The sequence below is a fragment of the Desulfuromonas sp. AOP6 genome, assembly GCF_009731355.2.
Taxonomy (GTDB): domain Bacteria; phylum Desulfobacterota; class Desulfuromonadia; order Desulfuromonadales; family SZUA-540; genus SZUA-540.
In genome coordinates, this window is record NZ_AP022810.1 from 41,074 (window position 1) to 52,121 (window position 11,048).

Below are 11,048 nucleotides of genomic sequence, written 5' to 3' on the forward strand. Positions count from 1 at the left end.
ATGATACGCAGCCTGAGCGTCCAGCTGACCCTCCGTTTTCTGGTGCTTTTTACCTTCCTGTTTTTAACGGCCTTTTCCTTTGTCTATGTGCACCTGAGGTCAACCCTGCACGACAAGATCGATGAAAAACTTACCAGGGATGCTTTTGAAGTCGCTGAAACACTTCGGACGGAAGGTCTGGAAGAAGCGATCAAGGAAGTCCATCTTGAAGCGGAGGCCGAAGGGGTCGGCCGCGTCTTTATCCGTTTTTTTACGCCGGACCTGGAATTGATCGCGACTTCCGATTTGAAGGCATGGCCGGAGCTGAGCATCAAGCCCAGGAAACCGGTCGCGGAAACCGGGCAGCTGTTCGATACGCTCACCCTGCCCGGCAGACATCATCAGGTTCGTATTCTGCATCAGGGTCTTGAGGGAGGCTACCTCCTTCAGATGGGTTTTCTGCTGAAGGAGGATGATCGGCTGCTCGAAGACTTCCGCAGCATTTTTGCTACCGCATTTGCCATCATGCTCCTGGGAGGCGCTCTGTCCGGGTATCTAATCTCCAAGCGGGCCATGAAGGGAGTCGAACGGATCAGGCAGACCGCCGACCGGATCGGCCAGGGAGATTTCTCTCATCGGGTGGAGCTGGGCAAGGACGGCGAAGAGATCGAGAACCTGGGGCGGGCCTTCAACCAGATGCAGGATCGAATCGAGGTTCTCATCGGCGAATTGAAGGATGTCACCAACAATATCGCCCACGATTTGCGCAGTCCACTGACGAGGATCCGCGGTCTGGCCGAGACGACACTGACCGGGAGACAAGAGCTGGCCGAGTACCGGAATATGGCCGGGACCATCATCGAAGAGAGCGACAGGATGGTTGGCATGGTCAACACCATGCTCGAAATCGCCGAAACCGATGCCGGGCTTCGCGAGATCCCCAAAATATCCGTGAACCTAGGGGATATTGTCAGCGATGTCGGGGAGTTGTTTTCTACCGCGGCTGAGGATAAGGGCGTCGAGCTACAGGTTGTGGTCGCATCCGCGTCTTTATGTGTTCAGGGGGATCGACCGAGGCTGCAAAGGGCCGTCGCCAATCTCCTTGACAACGCAATTAAATATACCCCGGTGGGGGGAAAGGTGACTATCCAGGCCGCGGCGGAAGGGGAGCAGATTCTCATTGCCATCGCCGATACCGGCATCGGCATTCCGGCCGAAGAGCAAAAGTCGATTTTTAACCGGTTTTACCGGCTGGACCAGAGTCGCTCCACGCCTGGGGCCGGATTGGGGCTCAGTCTGGTCCAGGCGGTGGTCAGGGCGCACGGCGGAATGGTACAGGTTGAAAGCGAGGTTGGACGGGGAAGCGTCTTTACTATTAGACTGCCCAGGAAGTCAATGTAAATCAGGCTTGTGTAAAGGGCAAAACGCTTGTTTCAAAAATAGGGGATACCGCCTAATAGGTGTACCCCCGAACGACTATGATTTCTCCGATAGCGCACTAAAACAAAGGTAATGCCCTGGTGGTGATTTGAGCCGGCGAGACTATACTGCTTGTAGATGGACTGTCTGGGTGACGCAGACTCTGGAGACCTCACCGCAATCCTCAACCAGAAAGGAGATAGATATAATGACTTACTTTTTTAACAAAACAGTAGACACTTCTTTCGACCAAGCGATAGCCCGTGTTACTGAAGAACTGGCAAAAGAAGGATTTGGTATCCTGACCGAAATCGATGTCCAGGGAACACTGAAGAAGAAGCTTGATGTCGATTTCAGAAAATACCACATTCTCGGGGCTTGCAATCCGTCCTTTGCCTATCGGGCACTGCAAACTGAAGCCCATATTGGCACCATGCTCCCCTGCAACGTGATCGTCCAGGAATATGAGGACGGCCGGGTCGAGGTCGCCGCGGTCGATCCTCTCGCGTCGATGCAGGCGATCGACAATACCGAACTGATCGAGATCGCCACCAAGATTAGAAACAAGCTCCAACAGGTGATTGACAGGTTGTGAAAATACAGGAAGACGCGTAAAAGGGGCCAACCATCGGGATTAGCAGATGGCTGGGCCCCTTTTTTTTGTTTCAGAGTGGGGGAAAATAGACACCCGGGTCATTACCATCTTCATCTTCCTTTAATTTTCCAGGTTGAATCATAGGCCATCAGACCATGGGTCCAGATTTGGAATGACTCAGGTCTTCACACTCCCGATAGTCCCAACAACGCCGATGGTCGTCGGCAGTCTGTACGATCAGGTGCCCCTTTTCAACATTGCACTCCACGACTCTTCCTTCTTCTTTGCTGGGAGGATGGGTAACGAAGGTATCCCTTCCGGCTTCGGCTTCCAGGCAGTGATGTAAAAATTCCTCTTTTTTCATAACGGACTCCTTTCAGCTTATTTTGTCATTTCATTCTACCACATGGGTATTCCTGGCGCATGATTTAGGCAAGGTTTCTTCCCGATGTCGATCCGGAAGCCATAGACCGTGCAAATCACGCTACTCCGTCTATACTTGAGAATCTCACCCTGAATGCATCAGACGTCGTGGAAGGCGAGAAAGGAGAAGCTGCCGTGCAACCGCAAACGAGGTTCAAAAACGAAATCAGCATTGTTCTCGCCGGCGAGGCCGGCCAGGGAATTCAGACTATTGAAACGGTATTGACCCGGACCCTGAAAGCTGCCGGTCTGCATGTGTTTGCCACCAAAGAATTTATGTCGCGGATCCGGGGCGGCAGCAATTCGACGACCATTCGGGCGGCGTCGAGTCCGGTACGGGCCTATGCCGAAGAGATTGACTTGTGCGTGCTGCTCGACGGCGACGCGTACTCGTGGATTCAAGAAAGGATTACGCCGGACACGCTGGTTATCGGTGACCCGGCAGTTTACGATCACCTCGACGAACTGATACCTCTGCCTCTGGCCGATCTGGCTAAACAGGTGGGTGAAAAGATCTATGCCAATGCGGTTGCCTGTGGTTTTGTCATCGGGCTGCTTGGACTAAAATCAGCGTTGCTTGAAAAGACCCTGGAAGAGCTGTTTGGCGGTAACCAGGAAGTTCTGGACAAGAATCTGCGGGCATCCAGGCTGGGCCTGGAGCAGGGAGAGGCCACCGCCAAAGAGAAAGAATGGTTTTGCGACCTCCAGACGAACCCTCAAATCGCGGGCCAGCTGTTCCTGAATGGTTCCGAAGCGGTAGGGCTCGGAGCCCTCACCGGCGGCTGCAATTTCATCGCCTCCTATCCCATGTCCCCTTCCACCGGGGTGCTGCAATTTCTGGCCAAATATGCCGAGCGGTTCGGCCTTGTGGTGGAGCAGGCCGAGGACGAGATCAGCGCCATCAATATGGGGCTCGGCAGCTGGTACGCCGGTGGCCGGGCCATGGTGAGCACCTCCGGCGGCGGTTTCGCTCTGATGGGGGAAGGGCTTAGCCTGGCCGGTGGCATCGAATCGCCCATGGTGATTCACTTGGCCCAGCGCCCTGGTCCGGCTACCGGACTGCCTACCCGTACCGAACAGGGCGATCTCGACCTGGCCCTGTATGCCGGCCACGGTGAATTCCCCAGGATGATCCTGGCTCCGGGGACCCTTGAAGAAGCCTTCGAATGTGCCCGCCTGGCTTTTGATCTCGCCGACGCCAGCCAGTCGCCCGTTTTCATCCTCACGGACCAGTACCTGCTCGACAGTTCCTACAACGTTCCGGAACTGCCCCTTCCTGCCGAACCGGATGAACACCACATTGTCGAAACGTCCGCCGACTACCGCCGCTACGCCCTGACCGAAAGCGGCCTCTCTCCACGAGGTATTCCCGGGTACGGGCAGGGGCTGGTCTGTGTCGACAGCGACGAGCACGACGAGGCCGGCTTTATTACGGAAGACGCTGAGGTGCGGGCCGCCATGGTCGACAAGCGGCTGCGAAAGTTCAAGGGGCTGCGGTCCGAACAAACGGTAAAGCACCACTTATTCGGACCGACAGATTATCGGCGCCTGCTGGTCGGTTGGGGCTCGACCCGGCTGGCCATCGAGGAGGCCCTGGCCCGGGTCGGCGACCCGGAGACGGCCTTTTTATACTCCCCCCAGGTCTACCCGCTCTCTGAGCAGGTCCAGGAGCACCTGCAAGGGGCACAGAGTCTGATCGTCATCGAAAACAACGCCACGGGGCAATTCGCCCGGCTCATCCAGCGGGAAACGGGACGCCAGGCCGATGCCTGTTGGCTGCAGTACAATGGACGACCTTTCAGCGTCGAAGCCCTGGAACACCGACTGCGTCAGGAGGTGACCTCATGACCACCAATATGTTTGTCCGAGAGGGATGCGACATCGCCTGGTGCCCCGGCTGCGGCAATTTCGGCATTCTCAAGCTGTTGACCGCTGCGATGGCTGCCCTGGAGTTGGATCAGCAGCAGACGGTGCTGGTCTCGGGAATTGGCCAGGCCGCTAAAATCCCCCAGTACATGCAGGTCCATTTTTTCAACGGACTGCACGGACGCGCCTTGCCGGCGGCGACAGGCATCAAGGCGAGCAATCCCAACCTGACGGTGATTGCCGAAAGCGGTGACGGCGATATGTATGGCGAGGGCGGCAACCATTTTATCCACTGTATCCGTCGAAATCCCGACCTGACCAACATCGTCCACAACAATATGGTTTACGGATTGACCAAAGGACAAGCCTCCCCCACCAGCCAACGCGGCTTTGAAACGCCGCTGCAACCGGCCGGCGTCATCCTGGAGCCGTTCAACCCGCTGGCCGTGGCCATCGCCCTCGAGGCCTCTTTTGTCGCTCGCGCCTTCGTCGGCCACAAAGAACAAACCCTCGATATTCTGCAGCAGGCCATCCGGCACCGGGGCTATGCCCTGGTCGATCTGCTGCAGCCCTGCGTATCTTTTAACAAACTCAACACCTACCAATGGTTCGACGAAAACACCGCCTATCTTGACGAAAACCATGACCCGAATGACCGCATCCAGGCCTTTGCCAGTGCTCTTGAAGAAGATCCTCTGCGGCTCGGCGTGTTCTACCGCAAGGAAAAACCCCTCTTCGAGGATCAGCTATTGGGTCACAAAAAGGAGAAAAAGCCGCTCTTCCAGCGACAGGTGAACCTGGAGGAAATCAGGAGACTGGTTCAGGAATTTAATGGATGACGGTGCCAAGAGCTGTTCCACTCCAAACGGGAGCAGCAATGAAGGTAACCTGCCGCCTACGCTGGGGAGATAAGCCATGACGGACCTTTCTTTTCAGGACAGAGCCAAGGGCGCCCTTCTGGGCGCCGTCATCGGCGACGCGATGGGGCTGGGCCCCCACTGGTACTACGATCTTGAAGCGTTGAGGCGCGATTTCGGTGAGTGGATATCGGATTACACGACGCCGAAAGCGGGCCGCTACCACGAAGGACTCAAAGCGGGGAATCTATCTCAGGCGGGGATTATCCTTACCCTGATGATGGAATCCCTGGCCGACTGCGGCACTTACGAGGAGGAGGATTTCTGCCGCCGGCTCGATGAAGAGCTTTTTCCTCTTCTCGATGGCACTCCGGCCCATGGACCGGGGGGATATACCAGCCAGTCGATCCGTGAAGCCTGGAGGAGGCGGGTCCAGCAGAAGCTCCCCTGGGGACAGACGGGTGGACACGCCGATACGACGGAGGCGATCGAACGAACACTCGCTCTTGCCGTCTTTTATGCCGGCAATCCGGCGGCCCTCGCCCGGACGGTAGCTTCCAATACGGTGTTGACGCAAACAGACGAGACCGTGGTGTCGATGACCGTAGCTTTCGGGGCGGTGCTGGGTATGCTCGTACAGGGGCACCGCCTCGACGCTGCCCTCTCCGAAAAACTGATGGGCCTTGTCAAGGACGGAGAGCTGCCTTTTCACGCCGTCACCGCCGCCAACCTGCAACCGCCCCGGCCCGGCGACCCCGATCCGCCCCGGGCCGGGCGTTTCGCCTCCCCCGATGCGCTGCTCTCCCCCTCCTACATGGCCCGGGCCGCCGCCGATCCCGACATCCGCATCGAACCCGCCTGGAAGGTCTCCCTCGTCTATGGGATGCCCTGCGCCATCTACCACCAGCTGCCGGCCGCCTACTATCTGGCGGCACGCTTCTCGGACGATTTCGAGTCCGCCATCCTGCATGCTGTCAACGGCGGCGGCCAAAACCAGGCCCGGGCCATGCTTACTGGGGCCTTGGTCGGTGCCCAGACCGGCTACACTGGTATCCCCACGCGCTTCATCGACGGACTGACGGAAGCTGACAGGCTCTGTCGCCTGGTGCAGAGGATAGCACACCGGGCTGAGGGCCAGGCCGGGCGGTTGTGATCCCGTGCCTTAAGTTGTCACCCAGGCCCGGGAGGGCATAGTGTGAGGATGGATGAGCAGGTCAACAGTCAGAAAGGAGAAACAGCCATGAAACAGACATTCCAACGTTTTGCCTACCAGGTTTCGACCATCGTCATCACCCTGGTGATGCTCCACGTCGCCGGCGCTCCGGCCTCAGCCGGCGAATATGCAGCCCTTAAGGATGTCCGGGGTCTTAACTCCGTCTTCGACTACAGTCTGGGCTCGGCCGAGGCGGCTACCACCATCTTCCCTGCGATCAAGAGTGTTTATGAAGATAAGAATGTGCTCGCCCTGCCTGCACGCCCTAAAACCGTCATTGTCTTTCACGGCAACGCGGTGAAACTCATCTCCACGGCCCGCAAGGATCTTGATGAGGCCAGCCGCAAGACCTTCGACAAGGTCGCCGAACAGATCCGCCAATTCAAAAAAGACGGCGTCACCCTGGAAGTCTGCATGTACGCCGTCAATGTCCTCGGGGTTGAGCCCAGCACCCTCATGCCTGAAATTGACCGGGTCGGAAACGGTTTTATCTCCGTCCTGGGGTATCAGGCCCAAGGATACGCAGTGGTGACTATCCAATAAGCCCACCAGCCACGGCAGCCTTCCTACCAGGGAAGCTCTACCCCGCTATAGTCATAGAAGCGTCCGTTATCTTTGGGGGCCAGATCCAAAAGCACCCGGGTCAAACCGGCTGCGCTATCCTCCACGCTTAACGGGGCCTCATCCCCTCCCATGCGTGTGCGAACCCAGCCGGGATGGAAAACTACCGACAGAATGTTTCTTGCCGAAAGATCGGCTGCCAACCCCCTCACGATCATATGCAGCGCTGCTTTGGAGGAGCGGTAGGCGTAATATCCCCCGGAGGTATTTTCCTTCAGGCTTCCCATAAGGGTGCCCATGCACGCCAGAATCTTCCTATCACTTGCGGCCACCTGCTCAACGAAAGCTTCCGCCACCTTCAGCGGCGCCAACGTGTTGGTGCGAAAGACCTCAAGGTACTCCTCGACATTCGTATCACCAAAGTCCTGGCCCGGCGGCCCTTTGACGCCGGCATTGTTGAAAAGGATATCAAGAGGTTCATTTCTAAGTTCTTCGGCCACCTGGGAGATCTGTTCTTCATCCGTCACATCGAGGCGAAGAATACGAACGTCATTTTTCCCCGACACCAGGCGGTTCAACTCCTCGGCGCTTTCCGGGGTTCTGCAACAGGCGAAAATCTTCCAGTTGTGTCCGAGGAAGCATCGGGTCAGTTCCAGGCCAATACCGCGATTGGCTCCGGTAATTAGTATCGATGGCATATGATTCTCCTTTCCTTTTCGGTAGCAGTGTTGCGCCGGATTAAAGTGTCGCTGTGTTTACTCAAACACATCTGCGCCCTTTGGCAACGGGGTGTGATCAGAAATCTATAGTCTTTGCCAGCCTCTTGGACCTGCTCGGCATGAACGGCCTCTTACCCCTGTTCGAAAAAGTTGAGATCGATCTTGTAACCGATCGGCATGCCGGGTAGAAGGGGAGAAAGCGTCCGGTACCGAGGAGTTACGGCGCCAATTGTCCGGGCTTTCCCGTAGCGTTGGTTCGTCTGGACCCATGGCCGTCTTCTCGCGGCCAGTAATCACGCTGCAACCGGAACGGTGCAAGCAGGCTGTTGCCCAGACGGTTGTCTTGCGGCTCGGCGTATCCCGGAATGCCGATGTTGATCGCTTCCTGAGGGACGTTGAGACGTACGGTACGGTGCAGCCGGTCCCAGAAGGAGAAAACGGTGGAATAATTCGCGTTGGTTTCCTCTTTTACCTGGGAATGATGGATGCCGTGCATGCGCGGGGTGACGAGGAACCGGACCAGTATTCGTTCAACCCGGATCGGCAGACGCAGGTTGCTGTGATGAAATAGGGTGCCGAGCTGAAAGATAACCTCATAAACCAGGTAGGTCGCCAGGGAGGGACCGATCAGTCCGATCTGAACAACCCGAAAAGCACTGGAGAAGGCTAGCTCGCCGAAATGAAAGCGGAAGGTGGTCGACAGATCCAGGTCGGGGTCAAAATGATGCACATTGTGAAGGCGCCATAACAGCGGAAGTCGATGATTGGCACGGTGCCACCAGTAGAAGGTGAGATCCATTAGTAAGAAGGCTGCAACCGGCCGCAGCGCGTCTGGAATCATGTGTAGCCGGATCAGCCCAAATTCGTTGGTACTGGTCCAGCCGAGGGTTGCCTCGGCGACAGGCCTCACGATCAGTGACACGGTGGCAAAGGCGATGATCCCAAATGTCAGGTTGACGGTGAGACGTCCCGCCAGCGCTCGTTTGGCTTGGCGAAGCGGGAAAGCCCGCTCCAGCAAAAAAAGCGTGATGATGCAAGTCCCGAGAACCGCAGCGCTGATAAGCGATGTCCACATGAAATGTCTTCCCCCTAGAGCAGATTAATGAACCAGAGAGTTGAGGCAGTCCATCTGTTGGCCGACCCAGAAGAAAAGGTTATCGAAAGTACAAGAAATCACAACGTGATAGACCCGGTCGGTACTATTGAAAGGGGTCTATCAGTTTTTAGGAGTCATGTGGATACAGGTGTCATGGTCGTATTTCTTTAGCCTTCGGCAGACTCTACAATGACAACTGCTGGTACCCTTTTCGGTGGGCTTGGTTGAAGGCTACGTTCCGAGACGGAACCGTGTGTTTATGTGGTCGTGGGGACGATCACACGGCGTTTCTTGTCTCTATATTGTTCAGTGAACGATCACATCGGCTTCCGGTCGAGTCCCCGGTACTGCACCGCTTCGGCCAGGTGAGGCTGCCGGATGTTTTCTTCGCCGGCCAGGTCGGCGATGGTTCTCGCCACCTTGAGAATACGGGCGTAGGAGCGGGCCGAAAGGCCCAGGCGGTCGGTGACCATCTCCAGGAGTTGGTGGCCCTGTTCGTCGACCTGACAGAACTTGCGGATATGGCGAGCCTGCATTTGGGCGTTGGCGTACAGGCCGAAGCGGGCCAGGCGCTCGCGTTGCCGGCGGCGGGCGGCGTTGACCCGGTCGCGTATGGACGACGAAGGCTCGGCATCGACAGGGTCGGCCAGGTCCTTGTGGGCGACGCGGGGGACTTCCACGTGCAGGTCGATGCGATCGAGCAAGGGACCGGACAGGCGGCTGCGGTAGCGTTGGATCATGACGGGGGTGCAGGAACATTCCCGTAGGGAGTCTCCGTAAAAGCCACAGTTGCAGGGGTTTGAACATCTTTTACAAGTTTTCCAATTCTCCTGAAACCCCGCACAAAATCGAAATTCCCCTTCAAATTCAACCACCTGAAGAACTCACCCAAGACCCCATCACCCTCGGCGATCACATGCGTCGCCGCCGATTAGAGCTTGGATTGTACCAAAAAGATGTCGCAATTCAGATCGGTGTGACTTCCTCAACAATTTGGAATTGGGAGAATGGCTGGTCGTCCATAGCATTGGGGTACATGCCGAAAATTATCAATTTCCTCGGCTATAATCCCCTCCCTCACCCCGAGGGCCTGATGGAAAGGCTGGCTTGGTACAGGCAGGTCAAAGGACTCACGTTAGAACAACTTGGTGCTGAGATGGGCCGTAACCCCGAGCAGTTGTCCGACTGGTTGAGCGGACGCCACAAACCTTGCCGGCGTAACCGGGGGGAGGTTGAGCGATTTTTAGACGATCGATTTGAGAAGATGGTTTCCACCTCCAGAGCCAATGTTTGATTTGACAGGAAGCGGATGGCTCAGGTTTCTTACTCCGGCCTGCCGCCAAGAAAAGCAAACGCTCGCCCACTCCGACGACAGCAGTTGATTTATATTGTACGTTCGTTATAATATAAACGCACCGTGCCGGTCTAGATATGGAATCTGGCACTTTTCGGAGTTGTTGGGTGCCAGTGCGTTGCGGTTTTACGAAAATTGGGCACCTTTTTGTATGGGAAAACTTATGATGCGCGTCAGCCAGAAAAATGAAACGCGGGGGAATATCCTTACGGCTTCAGTGCGCCTATTTGCGAGATATGGCTACGATGGTGTTTCAATGCGTCAGCTTGCGGCCGAGGTCGGGGTCCAGCCCGCCGCGTTGTACTACTATTTCCCAGACAAACAGAAACTGTATCTCGCGGTCATGGAGTTCGCTCTGAGAGACGGCACAACGGAGGCGACTGCGATGCTGCACGAGGCCAAGCCCCCCTTGGTCCGGCTGAAAAATTTCTGCATCACCATGATCAATACGCTCTCGGCCAATCCTGATCTGGTGCAGCTTCTTCAGCGTGAACGCCTGACGGATGATCAGAACCGTACGGAACTGCTGTACGAGGAGGTCTTCTCAAAACCATTCGAGGCCTTGGTCGAAACAGTCAAGGAGATGGAGCCCAATCAGGACCCGTTGTTGATGGCCATTTCGGTCGTCGGACTGATCAACTTCTATCTTGAATTAAAGCCGGTGCGACGATTCATGCCGGGCTGGCGGCCCGAGCATGAATGGCCGGAAACCCTATCCTTGCACGTGGCGAGACTGCTGAAAAAAATCTTTTCCAAGCAGGAAGCTAGTCGTCGAGGAGGCGTCATGGAACTATGGTAGGTGCGTGGCCAGACGTTGTCTTTGCTGCAGGGAAAGGAGCGGGGGTAGGTCGTCGGCAATGATGAAACACCACAGGCGGGCTTATCAGCAACTGCAAACTCACCAGATGATGATTACCTTCATGGTGGCAGGTTGTTACAGCACGGAACATGGCCGCGAAGCATGAT

Annotated in this window: 12 protein-coding genes; 8 read left to right on the plus strand and 4 right to left on the minus strand. The window is 56.4% G+C overall.

Annotated features, from left to right (window positions below):
- Both AOP6_RS00190 and AOP6_RS00195 read left to right on the plus strand, forming a co-directional pair.
- The gene (locus tag AOP6_RS00190; protein ID WP_155874639.1) at positions 1-1,380 is read left to right on the plus strand and encodes a HAMP domain-containing sensor histidine kinase; all 1,380 of its coding nucleotides are present in this window, start codon (positions 1-3) and stop codon (positions 1,378-1,380) included.
- 226 nt (positions 1,381-1,606) lie between these two features.
- Entirely contained in the window at positions 1,607-1,993 is a 387-nt protein-coding gene (locus tag AOP6_RS00195; protein ID WP_155874640.1) for a DUF302 domain-containing protein, read from the plus strand.
- A 148-nt stretch (positions 1,994-2,141) separates the two neighbouring features.
- Here the strand turns inward: AOP6_RS00195 and AOP6_RS00200 are convergent, their stop codons facing one another.
- Positions 2,142-2,357, minus strand: a complete 216-nt coding sequence (locus AOP6_RS00200; protein ID WP_155874641.1) for a hypothetical protein — start codon at positions 2,355-2,357, stop codon at positions 2,142-2,144.
- 194 nt (positions 2,358-2,551) lie between these two features.
- On the opposite strand from AOP6_RS00200, the gene AOP6_RS00205 reads away from it, so the two are divergent.
- From AOP6_RS00205 to AOP6_RS00220, 4 genes are all read left to right on the plus strand, one after another.
- Positions 2,552-4,264: a 2-oxoacid:acceptor oxidoreductase subunit alpha gene (locus tag AOP6_RS00205; RefSeq protein ID WP_155874642.1), complete on the plus strand. Its 1,713-nt coding sequence runs from the start codon at positions 2,552-2,554 to the stop codon at positions 4,262-4,264.
- A complete protein-coding gene (locus tag AOP6_RS00210) occupies positions 4,261-5,121 on the plus strand; it encodes a thiamine pyrophosphate-dependent enzyme (RefSeq protein WP_155874643.1) in 861 nt (286 codons plus the stop codon). Before AOP6_RS00205 ends, AOP6_RS00210 begins: the two co-directional genes overlap by 4 nt.
- Positions 5,122-5,197: 76 nt before the next feature.
- On the plus strand, positions 5,198-6,292 hold the full coding sequence (locus tag AOP6_RS00215) for an ADP-ribosylglycohydrolase family protein (RefSeq protein ID WP_155874644.1): 1,095 nt from the start codon (positions 5,198-5,200) through the stop codon (positions 6,290-6,292).
- An 87-nt stretch (positions 6,293-6,379) separates the two neighbouring features.
- Positions 6,380-6,895 carry a DsrE family protein gene (locus tag AOP6_RS00220; RefSeq protein WP_213194662.1) on the plus strand — a complete coding sequence of 172 codons (516 nt, stop codon included), beginning with the start codon at positions 6,380-6,382 and terminating at the stop codon, positions 6,893-6,895.
- Positions 6,896-6,918: 23 nt separating this feature from the next.
- Here AOP6_RS00220 and AOP6_RS00225 read toward each other — a convergent pair whose 3' ends face one another.
- The 3 genes from AOP6_RS00225 to AOP6_RS00235 form a co-directional block, all read right to left on the minus strand.
- The gene (locus AOP6_RS00225) at positions 6,919-7,611 is read right to left on the minus strand and encodes an SDR family oxidoreductase (RefSeq protein ID WP_155874646.1); all 693 of its coding nucleotides are present in this window, start codon (positions 7,609-7,611) and stop codon (positions 6,919-6,921) included.
- 238 nt (positions 7,612-7,849) lie between these two features.
- Positions 7,850-8,707: a sterol desaturase family protein gene (locus AOP6_RS00230; protein ID WP_155874647.1), complete on the minus strand. Its 858-nt coding sequence runs from the start codon at positions 8,705-8,707 to the stop codon at positions 7,850-7,852.
- A 338-nt stretch (positions 8,708-9,045) separates the two neighbouring features.
- Positions 9,046-9,603, minus strand: coding sequence for an ATP-binding protein (locus AOP6_RS00235; protein ID WP_225897311.1), 558 nt, complete (start codon positions 9,601-9,603; stop codon positions 9,046-9,048).
- Here AOP6_RS00235 and AOP6_RS00240 point away from each other — a divergent pair.
- Both AOP6_RS00240 and AOP6_RS00245 read left to right on the plus strand, forming a co-directional pair.
- Complete coding sequence (locus AOP6_RS00240) at positions 9,528-10,022, plus strand: helix-turn-helix transcriptional regulator (protein WP_225897312.1); 495 nt, start codon at positions 9,528-9,530, stop codon at positions 10,020-10,022. The two genes, AOP6_RS00235 and AOP6_RS00240, sit on opposite strands and share 76 nt — an antisense overlap.
- Positions 10,023-10,245: 223 nt before the next feature.
- Positions 10,246-10,881 (plus strand): TetR/AcrR family transcriptional regulator, encoded by a 636-nt coding sequence (locus AOP6_RS00245; protein ID WP_213194663.1) that lies wholly within the window; start codon positions 10,246-10,248, stop codon positions 10,879-10,881.
- The last annotated feature ends 167 nt before the right edge of the window (positions 10,882-11,048 follow it).

Coding starts and splice junctions, on each gene's coding strand:
- AOP6_RS00215 (WP_155874644.1), top strand. CDS start 5,198: ATGACGGACCTTTCTTTTCAGGACAGAGCCAAGGGCGCCCTTCTGGGC.
- AOP6_RS00220 (WP_213194662.1), top strand. CDS start 6,380: ATGAAACAGACATTCCAACGTTTTGCCTACCAGGTTTCGACCATCGTC.
- AOP6_RS00225 (WP_155874646.1), bottom strand. CDS start 7,611: ATGCCATCGATACTAATTACCGGAGCCAATCGCGGTATTGGCCTGGAA.
- AOP6_RS00245 (WP_213194663.1), top strand. CDS start 10,246: ATGATGCGCGTCAGCCAGAAAAATGAAACGCGGGGGAATATCCTTACG.
- AOP6_RS00230 (WP_155874647.1), bottom strand. CDS start 8,707: ATGTGGACATCGCTTATCAGCGCTGCGGTTCTCGGGACTTGCATCATC.
- AOP6_RS00200 (WP_155874641.1), bottom strand. CDS start 2,357: ATGAAAAAAGAGGAATTTTTACATCACTGCCTGGAAGCCGAAGCCGGA.
- AOP6_RS00190 (WP_155874639.1), top strand. CDS start 1: ATGATACGCAGCCTGAGCGTCCAGCTGACCCTCCGTTTTCTGGTGCTT.
- AOP6_RS00195 (WP_155874640.1), top strand. CDS start 1,607: ATGACTTACTTTTTTAACAAAACAGTAGACACTTCTTTCGACCAAGCG.
- AOP6_RS00210 (WP_155874643.1), top strand. CDS start 4,261: ATGACCACCAATATGTTTGTCCGAGAGGGATGCGACATCGCCTGGTGC.